The 16,211-nt window shown below is 64.2% G+C and carries 15 protein-coding genes; 1 reads left to right on the top strand and 14 read right to left on the bottom strand.

Annotated elements, in window-relative coordinates; translation table 11 throughout:
* Positions 1–60 precede the first annotated feature (60 nt).
* The 14 genes from VG566_RS15030 to dnaA form a co-directional block, all read right to left on the bottom strand.
* Entirely contained in the window at positions 61–804 is a 744-nt protein-coding gene (locus VG566_RS15030) for a pyridoxine 5'-phosphate synthase (protein WP_014645413.1), read from the bottom strand.
* A 9-nt stretch (positions 805–813) separates the two neighbouring features.
* Positions 814–1,083, bottom strand: a complete 270-nt coding sequence (locus VG566_RS15025) for a hypothetical protein (protein ID WP_014645412.1) — start codon at positions 1,081–1,083, stop codon at positions 814–816.
* Between the two features lie 40 nt (positions 1,084–1,123).
* A complete protein-coding gene (cls, locus tag VG566_RS15020) occupies positions 1,124–2,584 on the bottom strand; it encodes a cardiolipin synthase (protein WP_014645411.1) in 1,461 nt (486 codons plus the stop codon).
* 174 nt (positions 2,585–2,758) lie between these two features.
* Positions 2,759–3,172, bottom strand: coding sequence for an ExbD/TolR family protein (locus VG566_RS15015; protein WP_005411740.1), 414 nt, complete (start codon positions 3,170–3,172; stop codon positions 2,759–2,761).
* A gap of 3 nt (positions 3,173–3,175) precedes the next feature.
* On the bottom strand, positions 3,176–3,601 hold the full coding sequence (locus VG566_RS15010; protein WP_005421196.1) for an ExbD/TolR family protein: 426 nt from the start codon (positions 3,599–3,601) through the stop codon (positions 3,176–3,178).
* 61 nt (positions 3,602–3,662) lie between these two features.
* Entirely contained in the window at positions 3,663–4,424 is a 762-nt protein-coding gene (gene exbB, locus VG566_RS15005; protein WP_005411738.1) for a TonB-system energizer ExbB, read from the bottom strand.
* A 94-nt stretch (positions 4,425–4,518) separates the two neighbouring features.
* A complete protein-coding gene (locus tag VG566_RS15000) occupies positions 4,519–5,187 on the bottom strand; it encodes an energy transducer TonB (RefSeq protein ID WP_049408447.1) in 669 nt (222 codons plus the stop codon).
* A 143-nt stretch (positions 5,188–5,330) separates the two neighbouring features.
* On the bottom strand, positions 5,331–6,524 hold the full coding sequence (locus tag VG566_RS14995) for a tetratricopeptide repeat protein (RefSeq protein WP_014035419.1): 1,194 nt from the start codon (positions 6,522–6,524) through the stop codon (positions 5,331–5,333).
* Positions 6,525–6,656: 132 nt separating this feature from the next.
* Positions 6,657–7,463, bottom strand: coding sequence for a M48 family metallopeptidase (locus VG566_RS14990; RefSeq protein WP_014645409.1), 807 nt, complete (start codon positions 7,461–7,463; stop codon positions 6,657–6,659).
* Positions 7,464–7,534: 71 nt separating this feature from the next.
* A complete protein-coding gene (locus VG566_RS14985) occupies positions 7,535–8,383 on the bottom strand; it encodes a CPBP family intramembrane glutamic endopeptidase (protein ID WP_046433405.1) in 849 nt (282 codons plus the stop codon).
* A 67-nt stretch (positions 8,384–8,450) separates the two neighbouring features.
* Positions 8,451–10,910: a DNA topoisomerase (ATP-hydrolyzing) subunit B gene (gene gyrB / locus VG566_RS14980; RefSeq protein WP_014645407.1), complete on the bottom strand. Its 2,460-nt coding sequence runs from the start codon at positions 10,908–10,910 to the stop codon at positions 8,451–8,453.
* Positions 10,911–11,021: 111 nt separating this feature from the next.
* The gene (gene recF, locus VG566_RS14975) at positions 11,022–12,116 is read right to left on the bottom strand and encodes a DNA replication/repair protein RecF (protein WP_014645406.1); all 1,095 of its coding nucleotides are present in this window, start codon (positions 12,114–12,116) and stop codon (positions 11,022–11,024) included.
* 991 nt (positions 12,117–13,107) lie between these two features.
* A complete protein-coding gene (gene dnaN / locus VG566_RS14970; protein ID WP_005411731.1) occupies positions 13,108–14,208 on the bottom strand; it encodes a DNA polymerase III subunit beta in 1,101 nt (366 codons plus the stop codon).
* A 275-nt stretch (positions 14,209–14,483) separates the two neighbouring features.
* Positions 14,484–15,815 (bottom strand): chromosomal replication initiator protein DnaA, encoded by a 1,332-nt coding sequence (gene dnaA / locus VG566_RS14965; protein WP_014645405.1) that lies wholly within the window; start codon positions 15,813–15,815, stop codon positions 14,484–14,486.
* A 255-nt stretch (positions 15,816–16,070) separates the two neighbouring features.
* On the opposite strand from dnaA, the gene rpmH reads away from it, so the two are divergent.
* Complete coding sequence (gene rpmH / locus VG566_RS14960) at positions 16,071–16,211, top strand: 50S ribosomal protein L34 (protein ID WP_005411729.1); 141 nt, start codon at positions 16,071–16,073, stop codon at positions 16,209–16,211.

The raw sequence follows: 16,211 nt of genomic DNA, 5'->3' as shown, positions 1-16,211 counted from the left end.
TCGGCTCTACAGTTGATGCAGAGACCTTGTGGAGCCGAGCCTACGCTCGGCTGCAATGCATCAGAGCAGCGCCAGGTACCCGCGCACGGTGGCATCCAGCCCGTCATACAGTGCCTCGCCGATCAGCGCGTGACCGATCGACACCTCCAGCACCTCCGGCACGTGGGCCAGGAAGTCGCGCAGGTTGTCCTGCGACAGGTCGTGGCCAGCATTGACACCCAGGCCGACGGCCTGCGCTCGTCGGGCAGCAGTGGCGAACAGCGCCAGCATCGCATCGGCATCGCCCGCCGCATGCGCCTCTGCATAGGGCCCGGTATACAGCTCGATGCGGTCCGCCCCCACCTCAGCTGCCTGCTCCAGCAATGGGTTGCCTGCGTCAACAAACAGGCTGACCCGACACCCCATGGCCTTCAGCGCAGCCACCAGCGGACGCAGGCGCTCGGCATCTCGTTCGAAGTCGAAACCGTGGTCGGAGGTGATCTGGCCGTCATCATCGGGGACCAGGGTGGCCTGCGCCGGACGGGTCTGTTCGCACAGCGGCAGCAGCCCCGGGTAGCCCTCGCGCGGCGGCGCGAACGGATTGCCTTCGATGTTGAATTCAACGCCACGCGCGCGGGTCAGCGTGGACAGGGCCAGCACGTCCTCGGCGGTGATATGCCGGCGGTCCGGCCGCGGATGCACGGTGATGCCATGCGCGCCGGCATCCAGGCAGGCCTGGGCGGCGCGCACCACGTCCGGTTCGGCGCCGCCGCGCGAATTGCGCAGGACGGCGATCTTGTTGACGTTGACGCTGAGCTGGGTCATGGAACGGGACTACTTGGAAAGAGGGGACGGGTCGTGGTCGTTGTGGTCGTCAGTGCGGCGGGCCTGGGCCTGTTCGCGCAGGCGGCGCAGCTCCTCGGCATCGATCAGCGTGGCCGGGTCGCGCTGCAGGTCACCGAAGCGGGCCACGTAGCGGCCGCGCACCCAGGCCAGCAGGAAGCCGAGCGCCGCCAGCAGGCACAGGGTCATCAACCCCGCGCTCGGGGTCTTCAGGGCGAAGGCAAAGCAGCCCAGCGCCAGCAGCAGGTACAACCAGTACATAGTCGGGCTCCCCGGATGATCGCCGCAGTGTAGCGCTGCGTCAGAGCAGCGGCGAGGCCAGCCGGGCGAAGGCCTCGGGCAGGCGGTGCAGCCACAGCGAGCGGCCGGCCTGGTCGTGCACCCGCGTGGAACGGTCGAATTCGCCCTGCAGCAGTTCGGCCAGCGCAGCGACGCGGTCACGGTCGCTGATCATCATCGACAGTTCGAAGTTCAGCCGGAAGCTGCGGTGGTCGAAGTTGGCGCTGCCGACGATGCAGACATCGTCGTCGGCGATGAACGCCTTGGTATGCAGCATGCGCGGGCCGTACTCGTAGATCTTCACGCCCGCGTGCAGCAGTTCGTCGAAGTAGGACCGTGCGGCCTGGGTGACGAACCAGGAGTCGCTCATCTTCGGCACCAGCAGGCGCACGTCCAGGCCGCCCAGCGCGGCCGAGGTCAGCGCCATCCTCGCTGCTTCACCGGGCACGAAGTAGGGCGTCACCAGCCACACGCGCTCGTGTGCTTCCTGGATCGCCGCCACGTGCAGGCGGTGGATGGTCTCCCAGCCCGAGTCGGGCCCGGACACCAGCACCTGGGCGCTGATCGATCCATCCGCACGCAGCGGCATGTCGGCCGGCCACAGGCGGGCGATGTCGAAACGCGAGTGGTCCTGGCCACTGGCATAGAGCCAGTCCTCGGCGAACACCAGCTGCAGGCTGCGCACCACGTGGCCGCGGATACGCATGTGCAGGTCGCGGTAAGCGTCGGGCCTGCGGCTCTCGTCTTCCTCGTCAGTGATGTTGATGCCGCCGGTGAAGGCGAGGCGACCGTCGACGATCACCAGCTTGCGGTGGGTGCGCAGGTTCAGCCACGGGCGCTTGAACGGCTTCAGCAGCTGTCGCGGATGGAACCAGATCGCTTCGCCGCCGGCGTCCAGCAGTGGCTGCAGGAAGCGCCGGGGCAGGGCGGAAGAGCCCACCGCATCCAGCAGCAGGCGCACCTGCACACCGGCCTGCGCACGTTCGACCAGGGCATCGCGCAGTGCGGTGCCGGCATGGTCGGGGTTGAAGATGTAGTACTCCAGGTGCACGTGGTCGCGCGCCTGCGCGATCGCGTCGAGCAGCGCGGCATAGGTGGCTGCGCCGTCGACCAGCCAGGTCACCTCGGTGGCACTGCTGGGCGCCAGTCCGGTGGTGGCCTGGGCAACCTTGGCCAGCTCGGTGCAGTCCGAATCGGGCGGGCAGACATCGCTGTAGTGCTCCATGCCCGAGCGTGCACGGCCACGACGCAGCCGTTGCCGCTTCACCTTCTGCGGCCCCAGCAGGTAGTAGATGAAGAGCCCGAGGTAGGGCAGCAGTGCCAGCGAAAGGATCCAGCTCAGCGTGGCCACCGGCTCGCGCTTCTGCAGCATGATCCAGCCCGCCAGCGCGAACAGGTAGAGCAGGTAGGCCACCGCCAGGATCGTGCCGAGGTGGGCGATGCCGTCGAGCCAATGGCGCAGGGAGTCGAAGAGGGCGAGCATCCGCCGATCATAGCGGCGCCTGCTGCCGGATGGGGTCGGATGGGCTCAGATCCCTTTTCCTCAGGAAAAGGGATCTGACCCCAACCCGTGCGCCACGACGAGAACACAAAAAAACGCCCCTGTTTCCAGGGGCGTCTGCAGTCGCGTCATGACTGTTGTATTGCGGTGTAGCGTTTACTGCTGCACAAATCCGATCTTCTTCATCTGAGCATTCTTCGCGGCGGCCAGAACCTTGGCCATCACGTCGTACTCGGAATCCGGGCTGGCGTCGATGCGCAGTTCCGGCTGGTTGGTCGGGTCACGCTGGACCTCCTGCTCCATCCGCTGCTGCAGCTCGCTGGTATTGATCGGGCTGTTGTTCCACGAGACCTGGTTGCTGGCGTCGATCTTCAGTTCGATCGGCGGCGGCGGTTCGACCAGCTGCGGCGGTGGGTTGAGCACGCGCTGCGGCAGGTCCACGGCGATCGGGTACGTCATGATCGGCGCGGTCACGATGAAGATGATCAGCAGAACCAGCATCACGTCCACGAGGGGCGTGACGTTGATGTCTGCCATGGGGCCCTTGCCACCACCACTACTGAATGCCATGGCTTATTGCCCCTTTTCTTTGGTCGCAACGAAGCCGACGTCCAGCATGCCCTGTTCCTGCGCGACCTTGGTCAGGTCGTTGATGACGCGCATCTTGGTGGTGCGGTCACCACGCAGGTTCAGCGGCGGCTGCGGGGTCTGCTGTGCGGCGGTCGCCAAGCGGGACTCGAGAGTCTGCTTGTTGATTTCTTCGTCGTTCCAGTAGATCGAGCCGTCTTCCTTGACTGCCAGCGTGATCGGGTTCGGACGCTTTTCAGCATCTTCCGGCTTCTGGATCAGGTTGGCTTCCGGCAGATCCACCTTGACCTTGTGGGACATCAGGGGCGCCGTGATGATGAAGATGATCAGCAGCACCAGCATCACGTCCACGAGGGGCGTAACGTTGATGTCGGCCATGGGGCCGCCGCTGTTACCACTACTGAAAGCCATAACGGGCTCCGTCTAGATCTTGGTGACTACTTACTTCGTCGCTGGGTGACGCGCGCCGCAATTAGCGGACGCGCGAACCGGTGGCGAAGAAGTCGTGCAGGTCGTGCGCGAAGGTATCGAACTTGCTGATGGTCGCGCTGTTGATCTTGCTGAAGAAGTTGAAGGCGAACACGGCCGGGATTGCGACGAACAGACCGATCGCGGTCATGATCAGCGCTTCACCCACCGGGCCGGCAACGGCGTCGATCGAAGCGGAGCCGGTGGCACCGATCTTGATCAGCGCGCCGTAGATGCCCCACACGGTACCCAGCAGACCGACGAACGGAGCGGTCGCGCCGACGGTGGCCAGCAGGGTCATGCCCGACTGCAGCTTGTTGCTTTCGCGGGTGACGGCCTGGCGCAGAGCGCGGTCGACGAACTCCGAACGGCTCAGGTTCTCACCGACGCCGCCGGTAGCACCGCCTTCAGCGCGCTGGTGGTGGGCAGCGGCCTGGGCAGCGTCCAGGGCGATCTTCGAGAACGGCTCCGAAGCCGGCTGCTCTTCCATCGCACGGATGGCGTCCTGCGCGTTCGGGGTGTCCCAGAACAGGCTGACGACGCGGTCAGCGGCGCTCTTCAGGCGGGTGGCACGGAAGATGTTGATGACGGTCCAGTACCAGGACATGGCCGACATGGCGATCAGGGTCAGCAGCACGACCCAGGAAACCGCGAAATCACCCGGCTTGGTGGTCATTTCGTGGATCAGGTGCTCGAAGCCCATCTGCGACAGGGCGTTGGACGGATTGCCCCCGGCAGCAGCGGCGATGAAAATTTCCTGCAGCATGACGCTTACCTTTGTTGTGTGTGGTGATAAAGGGTGTAGCTAAGCTAAACAATCGAACCGGGAGCGGGGGTGGCCGGAGGGCCACCCGGACGCATCAGTTCAGCGCAAAGTTGACCGGGACGCGAACGCGACCTGCCGCCTTCTTACCGCCAGATTCAGCGGCGTTGAAGCGCCACTTGCGAGCTGCTTCCATCGCAGCACGGTCCAGGTCGCGGTTACGGCTGGACTTTTCCACCGTGACATTGGTGACGTTGCCGTTGGCATCGACATCAATGATCAGGATCACTTCGCCCTGGATACCCGCGCGGAAGGCGGCCGGCGGATAGCGCGGCGGATTCATGGCCTTCGACGAGATGTCCACGCTGGCCTCGATCGAGGTCGGCGGAGCCGGCGGCGACGGGGGCGACGGCGGGGTGACGATATCGTTCGGGCGCGGCTCCGGCACGTCCACGACCGGCGCCTGCGGCGGCGGCGGTACGGGCGACGGCTTCGGCGGCGACAGATTCTTCACCGGCGGTGGCGGAGTATCCTGCGGCGGCGGCGGCGGCGGCGGCGGTGGGGGCGGCGGCGGCGCGTCGACGATGGTCACCATGACGTTGCGCTCCTTCTCCGCGACGGCCTTGGGAGCCACGGCGGGAATGAGGAGCATCATGAAGGCGGCCAGATGCAGGGCAATTACAAACGCGATGCCGACGATGCGAGGCCAGCTCAGCCCCTTGTCATCGGGTTGTTCGTACCGGTGAACGACTAGTTGTTCCGTCATGCGCCAAGAGCTCAATAGTGGGGCCGGAATCCCGGGGGCGGGATCCCTGATCAGCGGTGCATGACACCGCAGGAACCTCCAAGCTTATACCAATCCTGAGCGCCTGCGCATCAACTGAGCAGGCATTCAGGCGTTATTCCTACTTACTTCAGGTTGATGATTTTTTTGGCATCCGCCTGGTTCTTCACGCCCTTCGCCAGCGCCTGCTGGGCGGCCTGCTTGGCCTCGGGGACGCGACCTTCGGCATGCAGGACGCGTGCCAGGTTCAGGTAGGTCTCACCGTCCTTGGAGAGCGGGGCAGCCTTCTGCCACGCATCGATCGCCTGCGGCACCTGGTCGGAGTAGTAGTAGGACTGGGCCAGCGCCAGGTAGACCTGGTAATCCGGCTTCAGGATGCCCTTCTGCAACCCTTCGTTGATGACCGCGATGACGTCCTTTTCCTTGTTCTCGGTGTTGGCATAGATCGAGTACAGCTGCTTGTACTCGCGCTCTTCGGTGAGCTGGCCGCTGCTGCGCAGCTTGTCCATCACCGCGGCGGCCTTCGGCATCTGGTCAGCCTGCATGTACATGTTGGCCAGGTTCAGCTGGGCCTTCTTGTCCGTCGGATTCTTGGCCGCCAGCGCTTCTGCGGCCTGCACGGCCTCACCGGTCTGGCCGGCTTCGGACAGGGCCGCCATCAGCAGCTGGTTCCAGTTGTCCTTCGGCTCGGCGGCGCCGGCGATGGCCTGCTTCAGCACCGGGATCGCTTCCTGGTAGCGCTCCAGCTGGTACAGCGCCTGGCCCTTGGCGATCAGCTCTTCCGGCTTGGTCGACTTGCTCTCTGCGAAGTACTTGTCCAGGGTGGCCAGGCCTTCGGCGGTCTTGTCTTCCTGCAGCTGCAGCTGGCCCAGCATCAGCATCGACTGGAAGTGGCCGTTGTTGTCCAGGCCGTTGAACTGGATCACCTGCTTCAGATACGCGATGGCGCCCGGCACGTCGTCGGTCTGGTAGGCGGCCTGCGAGGCCAGCTGCGCGGCCAGCGACTTGTCGTACTCGTTGGAAGCGCTGTCGGCCAGGATCGCGTCAGCCTGTTCGCGCGTCTCCGGGAACTTTTCCTTGTTGTAGCTGTCGATCATTTTCTGCAGCTTGCTGCCCATCTTGGCCGAGGCCTTGGCGGTCGGCTCTTGGCGGGTCGCATTCGGGTACAGCGGTTCGGCCTTGGCCTGCTTGCTGCTACCGCCGCGGCTGCCACGGTCGGAGGAACGCGAGGACTGCGCAAAGGCATCGGTGACCACGGCGCCGGTCAGGGCGGTCGCGACGAGGACGGAAAGCACAGCTTTGTGGTTACGGAAAATCATCGTTCACCTCGATCGAACCGCCGGATAGCGGCAAAGTCGGACTGTCAGAAAAATCTGAGCCGCCAAACGTATCAGAAACAGATGGCGTGAGAAATCGTTTTATGTGCTGCAATACAGCATAGAACTGCGCACTCATCCGCACTTTGGCCGCAGCCCGGCCGCCTGCGCCTGCTGGTAGACCGGCGTCAGGCCCGGTGCATCACGTCGCAGCTCCTGGATCCGGTTGGCCGGATCGGGGTGGGTGGACAGCCATTGCGGGCTGCGACCGCCGCTGGCGGCCATCATGTTCTGCCACAGGTCCACGGCCTGGGCCGGGTTGAATCCAGCCTGCGCCATCAGCCGCTGGCCAATCACGTCTGCCTCGCTTTCCTGCGTGCGCGAACCCGGCAGCAGGAAGGCCGCCTGCGCGCCCATCCCGCCCAGCTGGTTGACCGTGCTGGCGGCGCCATCGCCATAGGCGGCACCGGCCAGCGCGCCCAGCACGGCCAGGCCGGTCTGCGCGCCCATCTGCCGGGTGATGCGTTCTTCGTGGTGACGCGCGATGACATGGCCGATCTCATGGCCGATCACGGCAGCCAACTGGTCCTGGTTCTTGGCGACGGTGAAAATGCCGGTGTTCACGCCCACTTTTCCGCCGGGCAGGGCAAAGGCGTTCGGTTCCTTGTCGACGAACACGGCGGTCTCCCACCGTACGCCACGGTACTGAGGCGGCAACTGCGCGACCAACGCGTTGACCACGCACTGCACGTAGCCGTTCTGGCGGCCATCGGTGCTGATCTTCTCTTTCTGCTTGGTCTCGGCAAACGCCTGCGCGCCGAGCTGGTCAAGCTGTGCCTGCGATACGCCGCCCACCATCTGCCGTCTTCCGGTTGGCGAGGTGGTGGTCGCACAGGCACTGACTACGGTGGTGATGACTAGAGCCAGCAGCAGTTGTTTCATGGGTCCGCCCCCGTGTTCATGTGCGCAGTGTGTAGCGTACCTGCTTAATCTTTCGTCAAGCGGGCACGGCGTTACGTTGACCCCAGGAACACCATTGCGGCGAGCGCCACCGCGTTGTTCAGCGCATGCGCCGTGATCGCCGCCCACAGGGTGCCGGTGCGGCGGTACAGCCAGCAGAAGGCGGCACCCATGCCGCCGTAGACCAGCCACAGCTGCGCCATGCCCAGCAGCGAGTTCTTGCTGACACCGGGCACTTCATGGACCAGGGCGAACGCCAGGCTGCTGAGGATGAGGCCCAGCCAGGGGCGGCCGGCCTGCCACAGGCGCCCGAACAGGACACGACGGAACAGCAGCTCTTCGTAGGCGGGGGCGAGGACGACCGCAAACAGCACCAGGAACAACGGGAAGCGCGCGATCGCGCTCTGCATCAGTTCCACGTTGGTCGGCACCGGCTCGATGCCGAACTGCTTGGAAAGGAAGGCGACGCCGTTGCTGCCAACCACGATCAGCGTGGCCACCAGCAGGGTCCAGCCCCAGGTGGAAGGACGCTGCAGCGCCTGTCGCGAGGCCAGGCGTTCGCCGGCGTTCGCCGGGCGCCGCCAGAAGTACAGCAGCAGTGCGGCACCACCGGTGGCGATCAGGGCCATCAGGATCTGGGCCAGGGCCCCGGGCTGGCCCACTGCCGCGCCGGCGCTGTCAGGTGTGAGTGCACCGCCATTGGCCGCGACGTTGGCGCGGCTGACCACGATCGCACGGTAGAAGCCCCAGAACAGTCCGGTGACCATGCTCAGGCCGACCAGGGTGACGGCGGCGATGCCCAGGTCGATGAAGAAACCTGCCAACGGTGCCACGGCGCGCGGCGGGGTAGACGGCGGCGGAACCGGAGGCGGAGCGGCGGAGACCGGGGCGGATGCGGACATCAGGTACCTGCGTTCAAGGGACGAAGGCCGGTGCAGCTCCCCGCGCACCGGCCAGGTCCCGATTGTGTCAGATATCCAGGTTGGCGACCTTCAGCGCATTGTCTTCGATGAAGTCGCGACGCGGTTCGACCACATCGCCCATCAGGGTGCTGAAAATCTGGTCGGCGGCGACCGCGTCTTCGATACGCACCTGCAGCAGGCGACGGGTTTCCGGGTTCACCGTGGTATCCCACAACTGCTCCGGATTCATTTCACCCAGACCCTTGAATCGCTGGATCTGGCGGCCGCGCTTGGCCTCCTCGAGCAGCCAGTTCTGCGCCTTGGCGAAGCTGTCGACTTCGATCGACTTGGCGCCGCGGGAAATCGTTGCACCTTCGCGCACCAGCCCGTGCAGCAGCTTGGAGGCCTGGTGGATCGCACGCAGTTCGCCACTTTCGAACGCCGACAGCGGCAGCACCTGGATGTGCTCCTCGCCCATGTGGCGACGGGTCACCAGCACGGCGGCGGGGCGTTCCTCGTTGGCCTCCTGCAGTTCCAGGCTGAAACGCGGGCTGCCCAGGCTGCCCTGGTTGAGGCGCTTGGCCAGCGCATCCAGGCCTTCGCCTTCGCCGGCATTGCGCAGGCTGTCCATGTCCATCGGCACGAAATCGACCAGCGCTTCGAGCAGGTTGCGGTCATAGCGGTGGGCATTGCGTTCGATGGAATCAAGCGCGGCGGCATAGGCCAGCAGCAGCTTTTCCAGCGCCAGGCCTTCGATGCCCGGTTCGCCGGTGGCCGGCACCAGCGCGGCGTTTTCCACCGCACTGCTGGCCAGGTAACTGTCCAGCGCCGGGTCGTCCTTCAGGTACAGCTCCTGCTTGCCCTGCTTGATCTTGTACAGCGGCGGCAGGCCGATGTAGACGTAACCGCGCTCGATCAGCTCCGGCATCTGACGGTAGAAGAAGGTCAGCAGCAGGGTGCGGATGTGGGCGCCGTCGACGTCGGCGTCGGTCATGATGATGATCTTGTGGTACCGCAGCTTGTCCGGGTTGTACTCGTCACGGCCGATGCCGGTGCCCAAGGCCGTGATCAGCGTACCCACCTGGTCGGAGGACAGCATGCGGTCGAAGCGTGCGCGTTCCACGTTGAGGATCTTGCCGCGCAGCGGCAGCACCGCCTGGTTCTTGCGGTTGCGGCCCTGCTTGGCCGAGCCACCTGCCGAGTCACCCTCGACGATGAACAGTTCGGACAGCGCCGGGTCCTTTTCCTGGCAGTCGGCCAGCTTGCCCGGCAGGCCGGCGATATCCAGCGCGCCCTTGCGGCGCGTCAGGTCGCGGGCCTTGCGCGCCGCTTCGCGTGCACGCGCAGCGTCGACGATCTTGCCGGCGATCGCCTTGGCTTCGTTCGGGTTTTCCTGCAGGAACTCTTCCAGGCGCGCGCCGAAGGCGTTTTCCACCGCCGGGCGCACGTCGGAGCTGACCAGCTTTTCCTTGGTCTGGCTGGAGAAGCTCGGGTCCGGCACCTTCACCGACAGCACCGCGATCATGCCTTCGCGCATGTCATCGCCGGTCAGGTTGATCTTGGCCTGCTTGGCGATGCCGTTCTGCTCGATGTAGTTGTTGAGCACACGGGTCAGCGCACCGCGGAAGCCGGCAAGGTGGGTGCCGCCGTCCTTCTGCGGAATGTTGTTGGTGAAGCAGTACATCGTCTCCTGGTAGGAGTCGGTCCACTGCAACGCCACATCCACGACGATGCCGTTGTGCTCGCCGGTGACCGAGATGACGTTCGGGTGCAGCGGGGTCTTCAGCTGGGCCAGATGCTCCACGAAGCTGCGGATGCCGCCTTCGTAGTGGAAGTCATCACGGCGGCCATCGCCACGTTCGTCGGCAAGGACGATCTTGACGCCGGAGTTCAGGAACGACAGCTCGCGCAGGCGGCGAGCCAGGATGTCGTAGTGGAATTCCACGTTGTCGTGGAAGGCGACCGTCGACGGCCAGAAGCGCACGGTGGTGCCGCGCTTGGTGGTGGTTTCCAGCTTGGCCAGCGCGGTCACGGCGGCGCCGTTGCTGAATTCCTGCTGGTAGTGGAAGCCGTTCTGGAACACGTCCACCAGCAGCTTCTGCGACAGCGCGTTGACCACGCTGACGCCGACGCCGTGCAGGCCGCCGGACACCTTGTAGCTGTTGTCGTCGAACTTGCCGCCTGCGTGCAGGACGGTCATCACCACTTCGGCGGCCGACACTTCGCGACCGAGCTTGGCGCTCATCTGCTCGTGCTTGCCGGTCGGAATGCCGCGACCGTTGTCGGACACCGAGACCGAGCCGTCGGCGTGGATCGTCACCGCGACATGGTCGGCGTGGCCGGCCAGCGCTTCGTCGATCGAGTTGTCGACAACCTCGAACACCATGTGGTGCAGACCGGTGCCGTCATGCACGTCGCCGATGTACATGCCGGGTCGCTTGCGGACAGCCTCCAGGCCTTCCAGGGCGGTGATGCTGTTGGCGTCGTAATTGCCGTTGTTTGCCGGGGTGTTCTGTTCGTCGCTCATTGCGCTTGCCGTAGGCTCCGCAGGTCGGCCACCGCTTGGAGCGATGCGCCGAGAATGAAAGGATTCCAACCCGAATTATACCAGCCGGGGTCGAGCGGCCCTGTGTGCCCACTATGGCACAGCCACGATCTGTGCATGTTCCACGTGGAACCGGGCGATGTGGGTCAGTTCCTGCAGCGCCGCCGGCGTTTCGGTGGCGGTGATGAAGATCTGCGCGGGCCCACCGAGCAGGCGCTGCAGAACCCGCGCCTGGTGGGTGCGATCCAGCTCCGAGCCCAGATCGTCCAATGCGATCACCGGCCATTCGCCGCGCTGTTCCGCGTAGTCCTCGGCCTGCGCCAGCAGGCAGGCCAATGCCGTCAGCTTGGCCTGGCCGCGGGACAGCGCATCGCGACCCGGAATGCTGTGGAAATCCACGCTCCAGTCTGCCCGGTGCGGACCGACCGAGGTGTATCCGGCCTGGCGGTCACGTTCCCGGGCCAGAAGCAGCGCATCGGCCAGAGGGAGCTCGTGCCGACGCCAACCCGGGCTGAGTTCCAGTGCCTGGATGCCGAGCTGCGGGGCCAGGCTGGAAGCCAGCGCCACGGTGCGCTGCTGCAGACGCTCCAGGTAGTGCTGCCGACGGCTGGTCAACGGTTCGCCGGCTTCAGCCAGTTCGTGATCCCAGGTATCCAGCATCCGCGACGGGCCACCTTGCTTGAGCAGGGCGTTGCGCTGTTTCAGTGCCCGCGAATACCGGCGCCACAGGGACAGGAAATCAGGTTCCACGTGGAACAAGCCCCAATCGAGGAATCGGCGGCGGGGTTCGCCACCACCGCTGACCAACGCATGGCTGCCTGGCTCGAATGTGACTACCGCAAGCGCTGCGCACAGATTGCCGAGCTGGGCCACGTCTTCGCCGTCCAGGCGCCCCTTCCAATCCTGGCCACTGTGCCGCAGGCCGGCCTTTCGGCGGTGCGGCGGGTGATTGGCACGTTGCTCGTCCCATTCCACGAAGATTTCCAGCGCTTCCTGGCCCTGGCGCACCAATCCATCGCGGACACGACCACGGAAGCTGCGCCCATAGGCCATCAGGTGCAGGGCCTCGAGCACGCTGGTCTTGCCGGCACCGTTGTCGCCGGTCAGCAGGTTCAATCCCGGCTGGGGCGACAGCTCCACCGCATTGAAGCGACGCAGTTGGTGCAGGGCGAGGCGGCGGATAAGCATGGGGCGCGAAAGACCATCCGCACGGGGCGGCAGAGGGGCAGGGAATCCATCAGCTTACTGCATCGGTCAAGCCGGACGTGCCCGGCCAGCTATCCGGCCAGCTATGGAGCAGTTACCGCAGGTCTGCCTGCGCCCCGACCGCTGGTTCCACGTGGCGCTGTTTCCTCATCCCAGCAGATGCGGGTCTCGGCAAGCCCGGAAATCCTTCGATTCTGCGAAGGGTAGCGGGGGTGTGAGCCTTGGATTTCGCCGATTTCAGGCGATGCCGTAGACAGCGCTTGCCTCGTCGCCGACAAGTACCAGCGGATGAACCTGCAGATTCCTTGAAATCTACGGTCCCATGCCCTGGGCGGTTCCACAGATTTCAAAGAATTCAGACCGATCGTTCCACGCTGTCCACAGCTGCCCTGTATGACTTATACACAAGGTATGGGCAATCTGTGGATAAAAAAGCCCTTTTGCCATGCCTTCGAAACTATCCACAGGTTCCCCCCCAGGCTGGGAGGCCGATATACAGGGGGTTTCAGGTGCATAAATTCCTTTTAAATCAGTCAGATAAGGTGTTTTTCCACGAGATCTGGCTCTACCATCACCACCATGCTTTAGATTTATACCCAGATTTAGAAGCTAGGCTTGCCCCAATCTGCATCGAATCTTCCCTGTGGACAGCGGCGTTTGCAGAGGGAAGTCCATCGCGCCGCGATGCAGGATCATCGGTCCCTGTCTGGCCAGATCTGGGGACAGGCGACGAGTATCGGATCCTGCACCTGGACTTTCGATCAATCGCGACTCGTCATTGCTACGATTCAGCGATCCTGTTTTCAACGATCGAGACGAACATCCCGGAAAGGCAACGGATTTCAACCGAGCCCATCGACGGAAGTGACGTCGTCCGGAGAACTGAGTCTTCTAGATGCTCCACGTGGAACCTGCAAAAAAAACGCCCGGGAAGATCCCGGGCGTCGTTCGGTTCCACGTGGAACAGCAGCTGTCAGAGACGCAGCGGCATCACCACGTGGCGCGACTTCTCGCTGCTGGACTCACGTACAAGCGCCGAGGAGTTGGAATCGCGCAGCTGGATGATGACTTCCTCATCGCGCAGGGCGGAGAGAGCGTCCAGCAGGTAGTTCACGTTGAAGCCGATGGCCAGATCGCTGACCGTGGTGTCGGCTTCGATCTCTTCCTGGGCTTCTTCCTGTTCCGGGTTGTGCGCGCTGATCTTCAGGTTGCCCGGCGAGACTTCCACGCGGATGCCGCGGTACTTCTCGTTGGACAGGATCGCGGCGCGCTGAAGCGAGGCGCGCAGCGCTTCGCGATCAACCTTCACTTCACGGTCGGCACCGATCGGAATCACCGCTTCGTAGTCCGGGAAGCGGCCGTCGATCAGCTTCGAGGTAAAGGTGACATCGTCGCGCTTGACGCGCACGTGGCTGCGGCCGACTTCCAGCTCGATCTCGCGATCGCCGCTTTCCAGCAGGCGCTGCAGTTCGGTCACACCCTTGCGCGGCACGATGATCTGGCGCTTGGACCCGCTGGGCTTGGCCAGATCGGTTTCACACAGCGCCAGGCGGTGGCCGTCGGTGGCAACGGTACGCAGGGCATCGCCGCGCAGGTCGAACAGCAGGCCGTTGAGGTAGTAGCGCACGTCCTGCTGGGCCATCGCGAACGCGGTGCGCTCGATCAGCTCCTTCAGGGTCGCCTCACCGATGGCCACGCGCTCGGTGGCTTCCACTTCATCCACCGACGGGAAGTCGTTCGAAGGCAGCGTGGCCAGGGTGAAACGGCTGCGACCGGCCTGCACGGTGATCTTGTCTCCGGTCTGCGAGACGGTGATCCGGCTGCCGTCGGGCAGGGCGCGGATGATCTCGAACAGCTTGCGGGCGGGAATGGTGGTTTCGCCGTCCTGGGCATCTTCAACCGCGATCCGCGACACCATCTCCACTTCCAGGTCGGTACCGGTCAGCGACAGCTGGCCGTTCTGCACCTGGACCAGGAAATTGGCCAGAACCGGAAGGGTCTGGCGGCGTTCGACCACGTTGACGACCTGTGCCAACGGCTTGAGAAAGGCTTCGCGCTGCAGTGTGAAACGCATGTGGTTCCGTGCCCCTATGCTTTAAAAAATGTGGAATAAATCAAAAGCTTGGTGGTGCTGGTAGAGACAGAATCGCTGGAAAACAATGCTAAGTCTTTGTAATTAAAGGTATTTCAGACCTCGAAACCCTCTGCATTACCGACCCCCAAGGGGTGGGGAAAGCTGTGGATAAATCTGGCGCGATTTCAAACGGCATTTTTATCCACAACGTGTCCCGCGCTTGCTACCGGATTCTGCACCGTTTTGTGCGATGACGCCTCATCGGCATCCGTGCATCATTCGCTCAGCTTCCGGATCAGCTTGTCCCAGTCTTCGCGGAGCTTGCCGTCGGTTTCCATCAGGGTCCGGATCTGGCGGCAGGCATGCAGCACCGTGGTGTGATCGCGACCGGCAAAGGCGTCGCCGATCTCGGGCAGGCTGTGCTCGGTCAGTTCCTTGGTCAGGGCCATGGCGACCTGGCGGGGACGGGCCAGCGAGCGGGTCCGACGCTTCGACAGCAGATCCTTGATCTGCAGGCCGTAGTAGTCGGCAACGGTTTTCTGGATGTTGGGAATGCTGATCGCCTGCTGCTGGGCGCGCAGCAGGTCGCGCAGGGTTTCCTGGGCGAATTCGGTGGTGATCGCGCGGCCGGTGAAGTTGGCGCGGGCGGTCAGGGTATTCAGCGCGCCCTCGAGGTCGCGCACGTTGGAGCGCATCTTCTTGGCGATCAGGAACGCAACATCATCGGGAATCTCGGCACCGCGTTCGCGCGCCTTGGCCAGCACGATCGCGGCGCGGGTCTCGAAGTCCGGCGGTTCGATCGCGACCGACAGGCCCCAGGCAAGCCGCGACTTCAGGCGCGCTTCCAGGCCCTCGACTTCGCGCGGATAGCGGTCGCAGGTCAGGATGATCTGCTGCTTGCCATCGAACAACGCGTTGAAGGTGTGGAAGAACTCTTCCTGGGTGCGGTCCTTGCCGGCAAAGAACTGGATGTCATCGATCAGCAGCGCATCCACCTGCTGGAACTGGCGCTTGAACTGATCCATGGTCTTTTCCTGCAGGGCCCGGATCATCGCGCTGAAGAACTGTTCCGAACGCAGGTACAACACCTTTGCACCTGGATTGGCCTGGCGCATGGCGTTGCCGGCGGCGAACATCAGGTGGGTCTTGCCCAGGCCCGTGCCTCCGTACAGCAGCAGCGGGTTGTGCGCCCGGTCGCCCGGCTTCTGCGCTGCCTGGAAGGCGGCGGCCAGGCCCAGCTGGTTGCTGCGGCCTTCGACGAAGTTGGCGAACGTGTAGTGGCTGTCCAGATTGCCGGCGAAGGGCACCTGCGGTTCGCTGGACACATGCGCCGAGGGCGTGGAAACCGGCGCGTTCTGCGCCTCCACAGGGCGCGGGCGCGAGCCGATTTCAAGAAAAACGTCGCTGAAACCGGCGAAATGCGCCAGCAGCTCGCGGATCCGGGCCAGGTACAGCTCGCGGACCTGGTCGACGATGAAGGCATTCGGTGCATACAGCACCAGGCTGTCCACGCGCAGATCGGCCTGCAGCGGCTTCAACCAGGTATGAACGTCTTCCGGCGGGAACTCCGCTTCGAGGCGCTCGAGACTACGGGACCAGGCATCCATCAGCAATAATCGTCCGGTGGCCGGGGCATGGACGCGACAAGGCGCCCAAACACAGGCCGGAAAGGGGGGAAATGGATGGCTCAGACTACCACCGAGCGCCCGCCTTCGGAATGCTTGTCCCCTACTTATTCACAAAAACATCCACAGCTATTGCACAGCCCGGTGAATTCGCGTAGCTGCCAGGGGTTGACGCGGGGTAGGGTACCTCTCTAGAATTTCCGGTTCTTTCCGTCCCATTCATACGAGAGGCCCCCAATGGCCACGAAGCGCACCTACCAGCCCAGCAACCTCAAGCGTAAGCGCGACCACGGCTTCCGTGCCCGTATGAAGACCGCTGACGGCCGCAAGATCCTGTCGCGTCGCCGCGCCAAGGGCCGCAAAGTCCTGAGCGCCTGA

Origin of the sequence: Stenotrophomonas sp. CASM114 (genome assembly GCF_049384325.1) — a bacterium.
In the GTDB taxonomy this organism is placed as follows: domain Bacteria; phylum Pseudomonadota; class Gammaproteobacteria; order Xanthomonadales; family Xanthomonadaceae; genus Stenotrophomonas; species Stenotrophomonas muris.
Note: the sequence above shows the minus strand (reverse complement) of the source record. Positions and strands in the feature narration are given on the sequence as shown.